The 16613-nt window shown below is 70.1% G+C and carries 12 protein-coding genes; 2 read left to right on the forward strand and 10 right to left on the reverse strand.

Going from position 1 to position 16613, the window contains the following annotated elements; genetic code table 11:
- Positions 1-20: 20 nt before the first annotated feature.
- Together ACLF5H_RS27290 and ACLF5H_RS27295 are read right to left on the reverse strand one after the other, a co-directional pair.
- A complete protein-coding gene (locus tag ACLF5H_RS27290; protein ID WP_421678659.1) occupies positions 21-1073 on the reverse strand; it encodes an iron-containing redox enzyme family protein in 1053 nt (350 codons plus the stop codon).
- Between the two features lie 25 nt (positions 1074-1098).
- Positions 1099-1854: a HalD/BesD family halogenase gene (locus ACLF5H_RS27295; RefSeq protein WP_421678678.1), complete on the reverse strand. Its 756-nt coding sequence runs from the start codon at positions 1852-1854 to the stop codon at positions 1099-1101.
- Positions 1855-2326: 472 nt separating this feature from the next.
- Between ACLF5H_RS27295 and ACLF5H_RS27300 the strand changes: the two genes are divergently transcribed.
- Positions 2327-2665, forward strand: coding sequence for a DUF190 domain-containing protein (locus ACLF5H_RS27300; RefSeq protein WP_421678660.1), 339 nt, complete (start codon positions 2327-2329; stop codon positions 2663-2665).
- 130 nt (positions 2666-2795) lie between these two features.
- Here the strand turns inward: ACLF5H_RS27300 and ACLF5H_RS27305 are convergent, their stop codons facing one another.
- The 3 genes from ACLF5H_RS27305 to ACLF5H_RS27315 all read right to left on the reverse strand — a co-directional run bounded on the left by ACLF5H_RS27305 (position 2796) and on the right by ACLF5H_RS27315 (position 8669).
- Entirely contained in the window at positions 2796-4103 is a 1308-nt protein-coding gene (locus ACLF5H_RS27305) for an NtaA/DmoA family FMN-dependent monooxygenase (RefSeq protein WP_421678661.1), read from the reverse strand.
- Positions 4104-4251: 148 nt separating this feature from the next.
- Entirely contained in the window at positions 4252-5505 is a 1254-nt protein-coding gene (locus ACLF5H_RS27310) for an MFS transporter (protein ID WP_421678662.1), read from the reverse strand.
- On the reverse strand, positions 5502-8669 hold the full coding sequence (locus tag ACLF5H_RS27315) for an amino acid adenylation domain-containing protein (RefSeq protein WP_421678663.1): 3168 nt from the start codon (positions 8667-8669) through the stop codon (positions 5502-5504). Before ACLF5H_RS27315 ends, ACLF5H_RS27310 begins: the two co-directional genes overlap by 4 nt.
- A gap of 536 nt (positions 8670-9205) precedes the next feature.
- On the opposite strand from ACLF5H_RS27315, the gene ACLF5H_RS27320 reads away from it, so the two are divergent.
- On the forward strand, positions 9206-9466 hold the full coding sequence (locus ACLF5H_RS27320) for a hypothetical protein (protein ID WP_037651194.1): 261 nt from the start codon (positions 9206-9208) through the stop codon (positions 9464-9466).
- A gap of 26 nt (positions 9467-9492) precedes the next feature.
- Here the strand turns inward: ACLF5H_RS27320 and ACLF5H_RS27325 are convergent, their stop codons facing one another.
- The 5 genes from ACLF5H_RS27325 to pheS all read right to left on the reverse strand — a co-directional run bounded on the left by ACLF5H_RS27325 (position 9493) and on the right by pheS (position 16575).
- Positions 9493-10029: an NUDIX hydrolase gene (locus ACLF5H_RS27325; RefSeq protein ID WP_421678664.1), complete on the reverse strand. Its 537-nt coding sequence runs from the start codon at positions 10027-10029 to the stop codon at positions 9493-9495.
- Positions 10030-10094: 65 nt separating this feature from the next.
- On the reverse strand, positions 10095-11435 hold the full coding sequence (locus tag ACLF5H_RS27330; RefSeq protein WP_421678665.1) for a transcriptional regulator: 1341 nt from the start codon (positions 11433-11435) through the stop codon (positions 10095-10097).
- 194 nt (positions 11436-11629) lie between these two features.
- Positions 11630-12679 carry a PP2C family protein-serine/threonine phosphatase gene (locus tag ACLF5H_RS27335; protein WP_421678666.1) on the reverse strand — a complete coding sequence of 350 codons (1050 nt, stop codon included), beginning with the start codon at positions 12677-12679 and terminating at the stop codon, positions 11630-11632.
- Positions 12680-12937: 258 nt separating this feature from the next.
- Positions 12938-15454 (reverse strand): phenylalanine--tRNA ligase subunit beta, encoded by a 2517-nt coding sequence (gene pheT, locus ACLF5H_RS27340; RefSeq protein ID WP_421678667.1) that lies wholly within the window; start codon positions 15452-15454, stop codon positions 12938-12940.
- On the reverse strand, positions 15454-16575 hold the full coding sequence (gene pheS, locus ACLF5H_RS27345; RefSeq protein ID WP_421678668.1) for a phenylalanine--tRNA ligase subunit alpha: 1122 nt from the start codon (positions 16573-16575) through the stop codon (positions 15454-15456). Before pheS ends, pheT begins: the two co-directional genes overlap by 1 nt.
- Positions 16576-16613 lie beyond the last annotated feature (38 nt).

Genomic DNA, 16613 nt, shown 5'->3' on the forward strand with positions numbered 1-16613 from the left:
GTCCTGTCGGTTCGGCAGGCTCATCCGGCCGGCTCTAGCTTCGCCTGCAGCGCGTCGAGATACCAGGTGGATGTCTCCAGCCGCATGACGGTGCCCAGGGCGATGTCCACGGCGCATCGCGGTTCCCGGGAAATCGCCGGGAGCAGGATGTTCTTGAACCAGGACGGCCCGTGGCGCGCGTCGATCTGGATGTGCTGGTCGTGGTAGACGTAGGCCGATTTCGGCATGCCCAGCCGCTTGCAGCCGACCATGTAGGACCGGAATCGGCGGGGCGTCAGATACTCGGTGACACCGAAGTAGCCGAATGCCTTGTAGCAGTGCCGCCGTGACAGGGCCAGAGCCGCCGAAACATTCCCGCAGATCACCGACTCCAACATGATGTTGGTGTCGATGAACTCCTTCGAGACGCCCGCGTCGGCGAGGGTTTTCGCGAACACCGACGTGTGCACGTCGTTCGTGTTCCCGTTGCCGAGTTCGTCCCACAGGTTGGTGACCAGCTCCATCTTCTCCGAGCCGTCGGTGCCCACCGTCAAGAGCGAAAGGATGTCGTCGAAGCGGGGATCCAGTGAAGTTTCCTGGGCCAGGTAGAACCTGATGTCCTCGATCGAGGCGCGATTTTCCAGGAAGTCCCGGTAGAACGGGTGGTTGCTGGCCTTGTGGTTGCTGATGAAGTTCCGGTACCAGGGCAGAAATTCTTCTGGATCCTGGGGTGCGGAGGCCAGTTCGCGCTGATCGATCCTGGCTCGGAGGTCCGCCATCATGGCGTTTTCCAGGACGCTGCGGATGTCGTCCAGGATCTCGCCGAGCAACGAGTCGACTTGATCGATGGACGGGAGGCTGAAACACCAGTTGTAGATGTCGCCCAGCACCCAGTGGGCGGTGTGCAACGCCGCCCGGTCGCCACGGACGAAGGCGGCGTGGGCCAACTCCTCTGTGGCGGCTCGGATTTCCGTCCGGTAGCCCATGTCGGCCGCCCGTGCATTGACCGTGGCCACGTCCTCGTCCCCGGCCAGCAGCGAGATGACCAATTCCCGGAGATCGATGTCACTATGCAGTTCAGGAGTGGTACTCAAGAGAGAATCCCCCTTTGTGCGACGGTCAGGAGAACATCGCGTCCATGGTTTCGTGCGTGGTCGGCCGGGCGACATCGGCGGCACTGGCCCAGCAGGTGTTGAGGATGATCCGGGTGGCCGGCTTGCTGAGCGGGATCGTCCGGTGGAGCGTGGTGTCCGAACGCAGGAAGTACAGGTCGCCCGTGGCGTTGGCGTACGTGCGGATCGGGTTGCTCTGGAGGTACTCGTGCACCCGCGGGTTCTGCTTGTCCCAGTTGGTGTGCGGCACGCACTGGAGCATCCCGCCGACCTCGGGACCCGGCGCCTCGATGATCCAGATCAGGGTGTAGCTGAAGTCTCCCCAGTGCCACCCGTGCGTGTCGCCGGGCTTGTCCTGGCGGATGACGACGTACTTCTCGCCCTCCCACGGGCACGGCAGCACGTCCGCCTGGGCGATCTGGCCCAGCACGTCGCGGATGCTCGCGGAGTCGTAGATCGCGGGAATGAGCTGGGAGGCGCGGGAGATGTCGGGCGCGCTGACCGTGTGCATCTTGCGCGGCGAGTTCCCGGTCTCCTTGAGTTCGATGTCGATGCGCCTGGCGTGCTCGTCCAGCAGGCCGTTGACTTCGGCGGTGACCTCGGCGAACAACTCCTCCGGCACCAGACCGCGCAGCTTCACATAACCTTCACGGCGGAACTGCTGCGAGTACTCGAGGACGGGAGCGTTCTCGGAGAATTCCTTGAGGTGCCGGTCGAATGCGTCCTGATCGAGCGTGCGAATACCGGGCGCCTGCTCATTCATGGCCATCGCTGCCTCTCTCACTCGAGGATGAGATCTGCGGGGGCATGACGAATTCCCCCGTTAGCCAGAACGCTATCCCGCGCGATCAAGCGGCCTCAATCCGATTTACGACCGGGCCCTATCCGGTTTCCGCACGACGGATCCCGGCGGACTCCGCACACTCCCGCATCGCCATACTCACGGGCTTCATCGCCGCCAAACTATCGGCTGGATCACATGTACGCCGGCAAGCGCACCTCGGCACGATCGAACTGACGGAACATCAACTTACTTGCTATGCATGCCGCGTGGGGCACACACCAGGGCATTGCGATGATCACCGGTCGCTGATAGCTTGGCGGAGATCGTCAACTTCAGCAGATGTCCACGTGTACGGGATCGCCGCCCGTCAAGGAGCGGCAAAGAGCGCTTGATGTCCTGCTCTGCCGAACTGGACCGTTGACCGCCATAGCGCAAAGAATGGGGGAGCGCCATGCCTGCTGTCAGCCGCGGACTCAAGCTGACGGTTTTCACCAACGATGACGAGGTCTGGAACCGCAAACCGCTGTACCACGAGATCGTGCGGAGAGCCCGGGCCGCCGGAATGTCCAGAGCAATGGTGATGCGCGGCATAGAAGGCTACGGCGAAGACGGTCTCGTGCACACGTCCAGGCTGCTCTCGCTGTCGGACTCGCTGCCGCTTCTCGTGGTCGTCATCGATACGGAAGACCGAGTCCGCGGTTTCCTTCCTCAGTTGTCGGAGCTGCTCAAGACGGGAGTGGTGACGCTGGAAGAGGTCGAGGTGACCACGTACGCGTCGAACCCCGAGTGAGGCGAGCGGTCCGCTGACGAACCGCGGATCGTGGCCGCATGGTCGCACGTTCACACGGTCGCACCAGAGCCCCGCGCCGGCCCGAGGATGGTCAACTCCATCGGGCCGGCGCGGGGCTTTGACGTGATGGTCAGGGCCGGGCAAGGCCGAGGTGCTCCCGCAGGGTGGTGCCCCGGTAGGTCGTGCGTGCGTAACCGCGCTCCTGGAGCAGCGGCACGACCTCGCCGAGCAGGCGCCGTCCGTCCACCCGCTGGGAGGGCGGGATGAGCATGAAGCCGTCGGCCGCCCCGGCCTCGAAGTAGGTGATCATCTCGTCGGCTATGTCGTGCACATCGCCGACGGCCACCTGGAGACCCGCCGCCGTGGCCTCGATCTCGGTCAGCCGCCGCAGGGTCTCACCGTCCTCCATCAGCCGACGGTAGAGATCGAAACGCCCCTGCCTGCGGTTGATGGTCGCCGGGTCCGGCAGGATGTCCAACGGCAGCTTCTCGTCGAGGTCGTAGGGGCTCAGGTCGATCCCGCCGAGCTGGAATCCCACCAGCCGTTTGACGTAGTCGCCGTTGAGGAGGCCGGACAGGACGCGCTGCCGTTCCTCGGCATCCTTCCTGGTGTCGCCGAGTATCGGGCTCAGACCGAACAGGACCTTGATCGAGTCCGGGTCGCGGCCCGCACGCCTCGCCCCGTTCTTGATCTCGTCGTAGTAGCGCTTCGCCGCGGCCAGTCCCTGGTGCGCCGAGAAGACGACTTCGGCGTGCCGGGATGCGAAGGCCATGCCGTCGGCAGACGTGCCTGCCTGCACCAGCACGGGGTGCACCTGCGGCGGCCGGGGCATGTTCAGCGGCCCGGAGACCGTCAGGTGCTTGCCCGTGAAGTTGATCGGATGGACCTTCTCCGACCTGGCGTACACGCCCGACACCCGGTCCAGCGCCAGGGCGTCGGCGTCCCAGCTGCGCCACAGGGCCTTGGTCACCTCCACGAACTCCCCCGCGCGCTCGTAGCGGGACGCGTGCGACGGAAGGGGTTCGGAGCCGAAGTTCTCCTCGCCGAACGCCGAGGTCACGATGTTCCAGCCGGCCCGGCCCCGGCTGAGGTGGTCCAGTGAGGCGAACTGGCGCGCCACGTTGAAGGGCTCGTTGAACGTCGTACTGGCCGAACCCACCAGGCCGATCGAATCCGTACGCATGCTCAGGGCGGACAGCAGAGTCACTGGTTCCAGGTGCTGCGCAGGCGCATGCGCCTCCCGGCCCAGCATCGAGAGGTGGTCGGCGATGAAGACGGCGTCCAGCTTCGCGGCTTCGGCCCGCTGGGCCACCTCGGCGTGGAAGTCGACCGAGTCGGCCAGTTCGATGCCGCTGTCCGGTTCGCGCCATGCGCCATGGTGCTGGCCGACGTTGCCGGACACGAGGAAGAGATGCATGTGCCGTGGCTTGCCTGTCATGGGACAACCCCTTATTCCTGGTGCTGCGGAACTCGATGGCGTGCGTCCCCGAGCCGGCGGCAGGAGTGGAAGGCCGCGGCTCGCCTGGGGAACAGTCGGTTCACGCCGGATGCGATCGCCCGGTGGTTCCGGGCTTCGCACAGGACGACTACGAGGAGGGAGTGCCCCCCGGCTCCGGGGTGGCGTGCCGAGGGAGGCGGGGGATGAGCAGACCGGCCAGGACGCTCAGCACGGTGAGAGTCCACCAGAGCAGGGCCGGCCGGCTGTCGAGCAGGCTGGCCGCCAGTAACGGGGCGAGCGCGGCGCCCACTCCGACGAACAGCTGGTTGAAGGCCATGTAGCCGCCCAGCTCGGGCTGCGGGGGCAGGCTGGTCAGCATCACCAGACCGGCCTGCGAGACAGCCATCTCCCCCAGCGTGTACACGGCCATGGCCACCAGCAGGGCCACGAGCCGCACGGAGCGGGAGGCGGATCCCAGCTCCGCCACCGTCACGTACAGCACCGCGAAGGTGCAGCCGCCGAGGGCCAGTACGGGACCGGGGCGGAATCGCTCCAGGAACCGGCTCACCGGCAGTTGCAACAGGGTGAGCAGGCTGGTGTTGATGACGAAGAGCACGCCCACCGTCCATGTGGGCAGGGCCAGTTCATGGAGGACGAACACCGGCAGCGCGGTCTCCACCACGAGGGTCGACGTCCACAGGACGGCGTTGGCCCCCGCCACACGCAGGAACGGGGTGTTGCGCCATGGGCTGCCGCGCACGGCACCCGCCGCTGCCGAGGCCCGGGTTCGCGCGGTGGTCCCCCGGGCGGAGAGCTTCACATAGAGCACGGCGGTCAGCACGAAGCTGACCGCGTTGGCCACGCCGAGCACGGTGAATCCCGAGCGCGAGTCCACGACCAGCAATCCCGCGACCAGAGCGCCCGATCCGACACCCGCGTTGAAGACCACCCGGGACAGGGCGAGCCAGCGAGCGCTCTGCCCCTCCCCGGCCAACTCCACCGCGAGCGAGGGGATCGCGGCCTGTTCGGCGCGGTTGCCCAGGGCGAACACGATATTGAACAGGGCCAGCGGCACGATGCCACGCGTCGCGACGAAGCCCACGAAGCAGCCGGCGCGCAGCAGAGCCGACACGATGAGTACCCGGCGCGGACCGAACCGGTCGATGAGCCGGCCGACGGTGGGCAGCCCCGGCAGCACGGCGAGCGCGGCGATCGTGAGCACCACCCCCACCGTGCTCAGCGGCAGACCCGACAGCTCGGTGAAGAACAGCAGCGCGAACGGGTAGAAGAACCCGGTACCGAACGCGTTGACGAACCCCGAGGCACCGAACCACACGACTCCCTGCCCCCGGGGGAGTATGTGCGACGGCCCGTCCGCGCTCGGGGCCTCCGTCGCGGTCATGTGTCGGTGTCCTGAGCCGCGAGGAGTTCGGCGACGGTCGCCTCGGGCCCCGCCGCCGCCGCGTCGGCCAGCCCGGTCAGGAGATCGGCCAGGCGCCCGGCGTCCGCGTCCTCGATGAATCTCCGGTCGTGGACGATGCTCACGGTGAGCTGCTCCGGGGTCTCCTCGAACGTCACGATGAGCGGAGCCGCCGGCTCGAGGGCCCCCACCGCCAGGGGGGACACGCGTACCTGGTCGAGTACGGGCGCGAGCGAGGCGTTCAGCAGGTCCGCCGAGATGAAGTTGACCATCGTGTACGGCTGCGCGACCGGCAGGCCGAACGCCTCGGGGTCCAGTCTGCGCACGATCTCCGCCAGCGCCAGACGCTGGCGGGCCAGGACCTCCATCGTCTGCCCCGCCGCCTCCTCGACCTGGTGCGTGAAGGGCCTTTCGCGGGCCACGTCCTGAAGCACCGGCAGTCCGTGTGCGGCGTAGGCGACGAGACGATCCGACTCGGCGGTTTCACGGTTGGCCATGGGGACGATCGCCCCGATGCGCTCCTGGCCCGTCATTCCGTACAGGGCTATGGCAACCAGTGCCAGCAGGGCATGCGCGAGGGACGCGCCGTGTCCGGCGGCCGCGGCCGTCAGCGGGTCCGTGACGGTACGGGGCAGACGTACGGTCCGCGACCCGGCCAAGGGCTCCGACCCGGCTCTCCCCGCGGGCCGTGACAACCCCTTGAGCAGGCAGTACGGCGCGTCACCCGTCAGCTCCCTGCGCCACGCCTCAAGGGCCTCGTCGGCTTCCGGCGACGCCAGCCACGCCGCCTCTTCCAGGAGGAAGGTCCGGTAGGCCGGATCCGGGCCGTCCCAGGGCACCGCCGAGTCCGCGAGCCGCGCGGCGTAGGCACGCCGCAGGTCGTCGAGGAATATGGCCGTGGAGACCCCGTCGAAGACGGAGTGGTCGCATACGAGCAGCAGCACGCCCGTCTTGTCGTCGCGGGCCCAGTGCACCGCCCGCAGCAGCAGGCCGGAACCGAGATCGAAGGGTTCGTTGGCCGCCTGGCCGATGGCCGGGAGAAGGGCCATGTCCTGCCCCTGGGGCGCGGTTTCGCGCCGGACGCGCACCGGCCGGACCGGCGCGATCTCCTGTCGTACGACTCCGGATGCGTCCCGGAGGAACCGGGCCCGCAGAGCCTCGTGCCGGCTCACCACGTCGGTCAGGGCCAGCTCCAGCTCGTCCAGGTGCAAGGGGCCGTCGACGGTGGCCGCGATACGGACGTTGTGCGTGCCACGCCCGAGGCCGCGTTCGCGCCGCCACTGCTCCTTGGCCAGGCGGAGGTGCTGTTCCGGCGACACCGGCATGAACGGATGCGGTCTCCCGGCCGGTGCCGGTGCCGTGACCGATACCGGTGGCGTCCGGTCGACACGCTCGGCCAGGTCCGCGAGGACGGGGTCCTTGATGAGGTCCTGTACGGTCGCCGCCACGCCCAGCTCCCGGCGGATGCGGGAGATCAGTCGCATCGAGAGCAGCGAATGCCCGCCCAGGGTGAAGAAGTTGTCCTCGCGGGAGACCGGCCCGTCGTCGAGCACCTCTTCCCACAGCCGGGCCAGAGCGGACTCCGTCGGGGTCCGCGGAGCGGCACCGGACCGGGTCCGGTCCGCCACGCCGCCGGGGTCCGGCAACCGGTTGCGATCGATCTTGCCGCTGCCGGTACGCGGCCACTCGGTGACCTGGACGACGGTGGACGGCACCATGTACTTCGGTACCCGGTCGCCGAGAAACCCGAGCAGCTCCCCCGTGGTGAGCCCGCCGTCTCCTGCGGCTCTGACGTAGGCGACCAGCTGGACACCGGCGCCACCGGGGAGGGTGTGCGGCACCACCACCGCGTTCTCCACGGCCTTGTGCTCAAGGAGCCGGTTCTCGACCTCGCCGGGCTCGATGCGATGCCCTCTGATCTTGACCTGGTCGTCTGCCCTGCCGAGCAGTTCGAACGTCCCGTCCGCGCGTCGGCGGCCCAGGTCGCCGGTTCGGTAGAACCGTCCGGCGAGCGGTTCACCGGGCAGCGTACGGAAGCGTTCCGCGGTCAGGTCTTCCCGCCCGTGGTAGCCGAGAGCGACCCCGGTGCCGCCGATCCAGACCTCTCCCACCACGTCCGGCGGCAGGGCCGTCAGTTCCTCGTCGAGGACGCGGACCTCGGTGTCGGGCAACGGGCGGCCCACGGGGACGGTCGCGATGTCCTGCGGACCGATCCGATGGACGGTGGCGTAGATGGTGGTCTCGGTCGGCCCGTAGGCGTTCCACACGTCGCCGCAGCGCTCGTCCAGAGACCTCGCGAGGTCCGGGTGCATCGTTTCGCCGGCGCACACCGCGAGGCGCAGCGGCCCGTTCCAGCCGGCCTCCAGGAGCATCCGCCAGGTAAGCGGGGTGGCCTGCATGGCCGTGGCGCGGCACTCGGTCAGCAGGGCGTGCAACGCGTCGCCCGCGACGACCTGGTCATTGTCCGCGATGACGAGTCGTCCCCCGGTCAGCAGCGGAAGGAGGAGTTCCATCAGGCTGATGTCGAAGGACGGCGAGGTGACCGACAGCCAGACCTCGCTGTCCCCCAGCTCCAGCACCGAGGCCGTCGCCAGGAGGGCCTTGAGCAAGGACTGGTGGTCGATCTCCACGCCCTTGGGGCGCCCCGTGGAGCCCGAGGTGTACATGATGTACGCGAGGTCGGCGGGGCCGACAGGGGGAAGCCGCCGCGCCTCCCGGGTCTCGGCGCCGGGCTCGTCCACGAGGATGACCGGGCCCGTGTCGTCCACCTTGCCGGACAGCCGGCCCAGGGTCAGCGTCGCTCGCGCGCCCGCGTCCTGATGCACGTACGCGCGGCGCTGGGCCGGGTGGTCGGGATCGACCGGTACGAAGGCGGCGCCGCTGCGCATGACCGCGAGCAGCGCGGCCGGCAGGTGCGCATCGCGGTCCACGACGACGGCGACCACGTCGCTGCGACCGATACCGGCCGCGGAGAGTTCGTCGGCGATCCGCGCGCTGCGGCGATCGAGTTCCCCGAGGGTCATACGGGTGCCGCCGCATTCCACGGCAACTCGGTGCGGAGCATCACGAACGGCCTCGGAAAACACCTCCAGAAGCGTCCGTCCGGTCCATGGGTATATGTCGGGAGGGGCAGAGGTGAGCGTCATCACATGGCCTCGATTCCTGTCTGGTCCATCGCTGCGTCCGCCCTGAAAAAGAACAGCCTGAATGAGGCGGAACGAACATTTTTGTCAACGATTCCCCCGTACGACCGAGCAGTTCGGCCTGCGCGCAGTGCCCTCGCCCGCTCTGGATCACACCGCTCACCAATCTACCCGCACACATCAGTCCTGAAAATATCTTTCCCGAGAGTGAACTCACCGCGGATCGATACCAGTTGGCATGGTTCGTATGCCCAGGTCGCGTACGGGTTCCGGCAACTTCCCGGAGAACGACGACAAAGCGCGTGGCATCGGAAATGCACGCCTTCGCCTCACCCACGGCTGATCACGCTCAGCTACCAAAAAGGCGTGCCCGGCGCCGGATTCGGTGCCGGGCACTTTCCTTTCACACACCGTGTGCGCGCCGGGCCCGCAGACGCCCATCGCACACGCTCCCCATGCGACCACCAGGCGAGTTCACTCTTCATGCGTATGCAAGGGGGTGCGGAACCCCCCGTTCGACTACGGAAAGGAGTGGACCCTTGACCGGCGATCCGGAGCATCCCGTGGTCCATGGAGAACTCGCAGAGTTACGGCGCCGACTGGACGTGGCCTACGCCCGGGTCGAGGGCGGACTCGCACTGCTCGGTCACCGCACCGAGGAGACCGCCAAGGAGCTGGACGAGCTGAACTCCCGCATGGTCTCGCTGGAACACACGCGCTGGCCGCTGCCCTCGCTCGCCGCGCTGACCGCGCTCGGCGCGCTCGTGGTGACCGTCTGGTCGGCCCTGCGCGCCCATTAGCCCTCGGCCGGACGGCCCTCGGCGCGTCAGCCCTCGGCGAGCCTGAGGTGATGCAGCAGCAGTAACGCGGCCGCCATGTTGGCGGCCGGGACCTCCCCACGGGCGATCAGGTCGGGGACGAGCTTGAGGGGCACCCACTCCCGGCGGTCCGACTCGAAGTCGTCCACGGGGTGCCCGAGGTACTCGCCCCGGTCGGACCAGTAGATGTGGTGCCGGGCGTCGGTGAGGCCGTTGGACGGCTCCACCGTCATCAGGTGGTGCAGGGGCCCCGGCCGCCAGCCGGTCTCCTCCTCCAGTTCCCTGGCGGCCGCGCTCGCGATGTCCTCGCCGTCCTCGACGACACCCGCGGGCAGTTCCCAGCCCCAGCTGTCGGTGATGAAGCGGTGCCGCCACAGCAGCAGGACCTCGTTGGCCTCGTTGACGACCGTGGCGACGGCCACCGGGCGCATCCGGATGAGGAAGTGGTCCAGATGCCGGCCGTCGGGCAGCTCGACATCGGCGAGATTGACGCTGAACCAGCGGTTTTCATACACGGGTTGTTCGTTCTGTTTCGTCCACTGCACGGTTCTGCCACCTTTCGAGGGGTAGGTGGCAATATCGCAGCAGCGGCCGTGCGCCCACAGGGCGTCTACAGGGGCACGCGCAGCGCTCCGTCGATGAGTTCGGCGGCCTCGGTGGTACCGGGCGCGCCGCAGCGCGCCAGATGTTCGCGCACCGCGCGCAGCCGGTCGCGCAGCCGCTGGGACTCCATGCCGCGCGCCTGCTCGGCCATCCGCACGGCGGTGACCACGGCCTTCTCCGCGTTGCCCTGGCGCAGTTCGATGGTGCTGAGCATGGCCAGCCGGTGCACCCGGCCCCGGTCGTGCGCGGGGTTGTCCACGGCGGCCGCCGCGTGCTCCCGGGCGGTGGCGAGTTCACCCAGGCTGAGCAGTGCCTCGGCGACCTGCACATTGACCAGGCCCGGCTGCACATAGCCGGTCTCGTCGGGTTCATGGCCGCGCCGGATGCGTTCGGCGGCGCTCTCCGCCCGCCGGATGCGGGCGAGCGCGCTGCCCGCGTCGCCCAGATGCGCGTACGCCTTCGCCTGCATCGCGTACAGGTCGGAGGCGAGCGCGGGGGTGATGTGCCGTCCCGCGGTGCGCAGCGCGGCCTCCGCGAAGGCCACCGCCTGCCGGAACTCCCGCATGAACAGGGACTGGTTGACCAGCAGCGCTATGACGTAGGCGCCAAGTCCCCGGTCCCCGCTGGCTTTCGCCAGGCGCAGCGCCTGGTGGAAGTAGCGCTGGGCGAGTCCGTGCGCGTCGGAGTCGTACGCGCAGATCCCGGCGACGGCGACCAACCCACCGGTGGCGCGGTGCAGTTGGCGGCCGGTGGCATCGGTGTAGCTGCCGCGCAGCAGGGGTGCCGCCTCGGCGTTGAGGAAGCCGACGATCCGGGCCCGGGTCGCGATGCCACCGGCCTTGCGGTACATCTGCTCGTAGTGGGCGCGGGCCGCGCGCAGCGTCTCGATGTCGGCCGCCGTGACCCGGTGTCTGCCGCCCCGGGAGACATCGGTGTCCTCCGGCGGGTTCTCCCACTCCCATACAGGCATCACGGCGGGCGTGCCGGTGACGGCGGGGGCGCCCAGCACATGGGGGCGCTGCTGTTCGTCGGAGCGCCACAGGGCGGTGGCCCGCTCCACGAAGCCGGACAGGGTGCCGGCGGAGGTGGTGCCGGGCCGGCCGGGCACGCCGAGTCCGATGTCGTCCAGGGTGACGGGGCGGTGCAGCCGGGCGGCCAGTACCTCGCAGATCAGGTCGGGCACCTGGCCGCGCGGCCGCTGGCCCTTCAACCACCGGGCCACGGCGGTGTGTTCGTAGCGGAGCGCGAGGCCCCGACGGCGCCCCGCCTGGTTCACATGGGCGGCGAGACCGGCGTGCGAGATCCCCGCCTCGTCCAGGATGGCGTCAAGGAGCGTGTTGGGCTGCATGGGATGACCCCCGAGTGCCTGATGCCGTCAGCGTAGTGGCTCTGCCTTCACACGGGGTGTGAACCGAACGCCCGCATCCGGGGCGTGCGCGCGCTGTCGCGGAGCGTGGCCGGGACGGTTCACTGAGGGTCCTCCTCGAGAGGCCCGCCAGGTCACCGGCTCCCCCTCCTACAGCGGTGGCCTGGCGGGAACCCTCAGCCGTGCGTGGTGGTGGCCGGCCGGGCCGGCTCCCGCGCCCTCGGCGCCGGTGCCCGCTCGTTGCGCAGCACCAGCAGGGCCACGTCGTCGGTGGGGGTGCCCCCGGTGTGCCGCAGCAGCGCGGTGAACAGGGCCCGCAACACCCGCTGGGGCGAGGCCGGTTGGTCCCGTACGGCGGCGCGCAGCGCGTCCGGCAGGGCGAAGAACCGGCCCCGGGCGTCCCGGGCGTCCTCGGCGCCGTCGGTGAACAGGACCAGCGACTCGGCGGGCCGCAACGGCGCGCAGCGGTGCGGGGCGAGGTCCGCCGGGAGCGGGAACGGGCCCAGCGGGGGCAGTGGTTCGGCGCGGGTCAGGGGCTCGACGGCGGTGCCGGTGAGCCGATAGGGCCAAGGATGCCCGCAGTTGAGGACGCCGAGCGCGCCGTCCCGGCCGATCTCCAGGAGCAGGACGGTGACGAACTCCTCGGCGACGGGGTGGTCGAGGCCGGCGGTGCCACCGGTCGAGGGGTGCTCGGCGCGGGCCCGTTCCCGCAGGTGCCGGGCCAGCGCCCGCTCCAGTCTGCGCAGTACGCCGTCGAGCCGGGCCTCGTCGTGGGCGGCCTCCCGGAAGCTGCCGAGGACGGCGGCGACGGTGCCGAGGGCGTCCAGACCGTGTCCGCGTACGTCCCCCATCACCACCCGCACCCCGTGCTCGGTGGCGACGGCCTCGTACAGATCGCCGCCGACGCTCGCGCCCCGGTCGGCGGACAACTGGGCCGCGGCGACACCGAGTCCGTCGAGCCGCGGGGGCGGCGGCCGCAGCACGACGCCCTGCGCGACCCGCGCCACCCGCCGGGCGAGCCGCAACTCCCGCAGCAGAGCGCGCCGTACATGGACCAGCAGCCCGATGCCCACGCCGAAGAACACGACGCTGGCGGCGATACGGGCGCCGAGCCGCTCCTGGGTGGCGAGCGGGCAGCCGAACTTGTAGGCGACCGCGAGCGCGCCCCAGAGCGTGGGGAGCACGGCGCCTCGCGCGGTGGGTGCCCGTGCCTTGATGCGGATCATGCCTCTGTCCCCCATGGAGAGTCCCTGACAGAGCAGACGGACCGACCCCGAAAGGCCGGTCCGATTCTGTCGACGGCATGGCGCGGGAGGACTGGATCACCTCCGATGACCACTCGAACGAGTGAGAAAGCGCAGGTGGGAGTGCATTTATGCAGGAAGTGACGGCACGTCGGAAACGTTCCTTCGGCCGGAACGGCAGCGCGCCCGGCCACGGAAGTCCGTGACCGGGCGCGCCCCTTGCGCTACGCGCTACGGCGGTCAGCCGCGCAGCACGGCTCCGGTGCGCTCGCCCGCCAGGGCGACGGCCGCGTCCCGGGCCGCCGACGCCTCGTCCACCGTCAGCGTCCGGTCGGGGGCGCGGAAGCGCAGCGCGTACGCCAGCGACTTACGGCCCTCGCCCAGCTGCTCGGCGTTCTCGTAGACGTCGAACAGCCGGATGGACTCCAGCAGTTCACCGGCACCGGCGCGCAGCGCGTCCTCGACCTCGGCCGCCGGCACCGGCTTGTCGACCACGAGGGCGACATCCTGCGTGGCGACCGGGAAGGAGGAGATGCTCGGCGCCTTCGGGATGCCGTCGCCGGCCTCCTCCAGGACGTCCAGGTCCAGTTCCATCGCGCAGGTGCGCTCCGGCAGGCCCAGCGCCTTGACGACGCGCGGGTGCAGCTCGCCCGCGTGCCCCACGGCCCGCTCGGCGCCGTTCACGACGACGAGCAGCTCGGCGCAGCGGCCCGGGTGCCAGGGGCCGTACTGGCCCTTGCGCACGACGAGTTCGGCACCGGCCTCGTGGGCCACGGTGCGCGCGGCCTCGACGGCGTCGGCCCAGTCGGCCGGGCGCCCCTTGCCCCACCAGCCGGCCTGCTCACGGGCGCCCGTGAGGACGACGGCGGCGTGCCGCGGCTGCTCGGGCAGCGCGGCGTTCAGCCGCGCGATCTCCTCGTCGGTGGGACGCCGGTCCACCGGCAGATGCCCGGCGGCCGAGCGCTCCTCGCGCGGGTGGAAGACCAGACCGGTCTCGAACAGGGCCAGGTCGTGCCCGCCGCGGCCGGTGTTGCGCCGCAGCGCGCCCAGCAGGCCCGGCAGCAGCGTCGTACGGAGCGCGGGCTCCTCGTCGCTGAGCGGGTTGACCAGCCTGACGACCCGGCGGACCGGGTCGCCCGCGTCCAGCCCGAGCTGGTCGAAGACCTGCTCGCCGAGGAACGGGTAGTTCAGCGCCTCGACATAGCCGGCGCCGGCCAGCGCGCGGCCGATACGGCGGTGCAGCCGCTGGCGGGCGGTCAGACCGCGGCCCGCCGGGGGCTTGGGCAGCGTGGCGGGCAGGTTCTCGTAACCCTCCAGCCGGATGACCTCTTCGGCGAGGTCGTTCGGGTCCGTCAGGTCGGGCCGCCAGGACGGCACGGTGACGATCAGCTCGTCCTGACCGTAGACGTCGCAGCCGACCTCCTGGAGGCGGCGTACGACGGTCTCTCGGCCGTAGGCGACACCCGCGACCTTGTCCGGGTGGTCCGCCGGGACGGTGATGGTGTGCGGCGCGGAGGGCGCGATGACCTCGGTGACGCCCGCCTCGGCGGCGCCGCCCGCGAGCAGCACCAGCAGGTCCACGGTGCGCTGTGCGGCGGCGGCCGCGGCGGCCGGGTCCACCCCGCGCTCGAAGCGGCGGGAGGCCTCGGACAGCAGCTTGTGGCGGCGGGCCGTGCGCGCGATGGAGATCGCGTTGAAGTGGGCCGCCTCGATGACGACCTCGGTGGTCGCGTTCGCCGCGTCCTCGCCGTGGTCGGCGATCTCGGTGTTGGCGCCGCCCATCACACCGGCGAGGCCGATGGGGCCGCGCTCGTCGGTGATGACCAGGTCCTCGGCGTGCAGCGTGCGCTCGACGCCGTCCAGGGTGACGAGCTTCTCGCCCTCCTGGGCGCGGCGCACCCCGATGGTGCCCTGGACCGAGGTGCGGTCGTAGGCGTGCAGCGGCTGGCCCAGCTCCATCATCACGTAGTTGGTGATGTCGACGGCCAGCGAGATCGGGCGCATGCCGACCTTCTGGAGCCGGCGCTGGAGCCAGAGCGGGGAGCGGGTCTCGGGGCGCAGCCCGGTGACGGTGCGCGCGGTGAAGCGGTCGCAGCCGAACGGGTCGGAGACCTGGACCGGGTAGCCGTACGCGTTGGGCGCGGGCACGTCGATCAGGGCGGGGTCGCGCAGCGGCAGGCCGTAGGCGATGGCGGTCTCGCGGGCGACACCGCGGATGGACAGGCAGTCGCCGCGGTTGGCGGTGACGGCGATGTCCAGGACCTCGTCCACCAGCTCCAGGAGCTCGATGGCGTCCTTGCCCGCCTCGGTCTCCGGCGGCAGCACGATGATGCCGTGGGTGCTGTCCTCGCCCATGCCCAGCTCGTCGCTGGAGCAGATCATGCCGTGCGAGACCCGGCCGTAGGTCTTGCGGGCGGCGATGGAGAAGCCGCCGGGCAGGGTGGCGCCGGGCAGCACCACGACGACCTTGTCGCCGACCGCGAAGTTGCGGGCGCCGCAGACGATCTCCTGGGGCTCGCCGGTGCCGTTGGCCTGGCCGACGTCGACCGTGCAGAAGCGGATCGGCTTCTTGAAGCCCTCCAGCTCCTCGATGGTCAGCACCTGGCCGACGACCAGGGGACCCTTGAGGTCGGCGCCGAGCTGCTCGACGGTCTCGACCTCGAGACCGGCGGAGATGAGCTTGGCCTGGACGTCACGGCCGGTCTCGGTGGCCGGCAGGTCGACGTACTCCCGCAGCCAAGAAAGCGGGACCCGCATCAGATCTCCATCCCGAAGGGCCGGGTGAACCGAATGTCACCCTCGACCATGTCTCGCATGTCTTCGACGTTGTGGCGGAACATCAGCATCCGCTCGATGCCGAACCCGAAGGCGAAGCCGCTGTACTTCTCCGGGTCGGCGCCGCAGGCGGTGAGCACCCGCGGGTTGACCATGCCGCAGCCGCCCAGCTCGATCCAGCCCTCGCTGGAGCAGGTGCGGCAGGGACGGTCGGGGTTGCCGACGGACTCGCCCTTGCACACGTAGCAGAGCATGTCCATCTCGGCGCTCGGCTCGGTGAAGGGGAAGAAGTTCGGGCGCAGCCGGGTCTTCATGCCCGCGCCGAACAGGGACTGGACCATGTGGTCCAGGGTGCCCTTGAGGTCGGCCATGGTCAGGCCCTCGTCCACGGCGAGCAGCTCGACCTGGTGGAAGACGGGCGTGTGCGTGGCGTCCAGCTCGTCGGTGCGGTAGACGCGGCCGGGGCAGATCACGTAGACCGGCAGCTCACGGCCGAGCAGCGAGCGGATCTGCACGGGCGAGGTGTGGGTGCGCATGACCACACCCGACTCGGCGCCGCCGTCCGGGCCCTCGACGAAGAACGTGTCGGCCTCACCGCGGGCCGGGTGGTCCGGGCCGATGTTCAGGGCGTCGAAGTTGAACCACTCGGCCTCCGCCTGGGGGCCCTCGGCGACCTCGTAGCCCATGGCCACGAAGATGTCCTCGATGCGCTCCGACAGCGTGGTCAGCGGGTGCCGGGCACCGGCCGGGACGCGGTCGTACGGCAGCGTGACATCGACGTCCTCCTCGACGAGCACCCGGGCGTCACGCTCGGCCTCCAGCTCGGTCTGGCGGGCGGCGAGCCCCTTGTTGACGGCGCCGCGGGCCATGCCGACGCGCTTGCCGGCCTCGGCCTTGGCGTGCGGGGGCAGGGCGCCGATCTCGCGGTTGGCGAGCGAGAGCGCGGACGCGGGGCCGGTGTGGGCGACCTTCGCCTCGTGGAGCGCGTCGAGGGAGTCCGCGGCGGCGAAGGCGGCGAGCGCCTCGTCCCGCATGCGCTCGATCTCTTCCGGTTTCAACGCCTCGACCTCGACAGGGTCGTACGACTTATTGGGTGCCGACATCTCTTCCCGTGCTTCCGATTGCTGGCGGATGGTCCCCG

Origin of the sequence: Streptomyces sp. LaBMicrA B280, assembly GCF_049222185.1 — a bacterium.
GTDB classification, from domain to species: Bacteria; Actinomycetota; Actinomycetes; order Streptomycetales; family Streptomycetaceae; genus Streptomyces; species Streptomyces murinus.

What these genes read in the sequence shown, in the direction of transcription:
- ACLF5H_RS27315 (WP_421678663.1), bottom strand. Translation starts at nt 8,669, where the DNA reads ATGACGCTCACCTCTGCCCCTCCCGACATATACCCATGGACCGGACGG.
- ACLF5H_RS27300 (WP_421678660.1), top strand. Translation starts at nt 2,327, where the DNA reads ATGCCTGCTGTCAGCCGCGGACTCAAGCTGACGGTTTTCACCAACGAT.
- ACLF5H_RS27305 (WP_421678661.1), bottom strand. Translation starts at nt 4,103, where the DNA reads ATGACAGGCAAGCCACGGCACATGCATCTCTTCCTCGTGTCCGGCAAC.
- ACLF5H_RS27335 (WP_421678666.1), bottom strand. Translation starts at nt 12,679, where the DNA reads ATGATCCGCATCAAGGCACGGGCACCCACCGCGCGAGGCGCCGTGCTC.
- pheS (WP_421678668.1), bottom strand. Translation starts at nt 16,575, where the DNA reads ATGTCGGCACCCAATAAGTCGTACGACCCTGTCGAGGTCGAGGCGTTG.
- pheT (WP_421678667.1), bottom strand. Translation starts at nt 15,454, where the DNA reads ATGCGGGTCCCGCTTTCTTGGCTGCGGGAGTACGTCGACCTGCCGGCC.
- ACLF5H_RS27295 (WP_421678678.1), bottom strand. Translation starts at nt 1,854, where the DNA reads ATGAATGAGCAGGCGCCCGGTATTCGCACGCTCGATCAGGACGCATTC.
- ACLF5H_RS27310 (WP_421678662.1), bottom strand. Translation starts at nt 5,505, where the DNA reads ATGACCGCGACGGAGGCCCCGAGCGCGGACGGGCCGTCGCACATACTC.
- ACLF5H_RS27330 (WP_421678665.1), bottom strand. Translation starts at nt 11,435, where the DNA reads ATGCAGCCCAACACGCTCCTTGACGCCATCCTGGACGAGGCGGGGATC.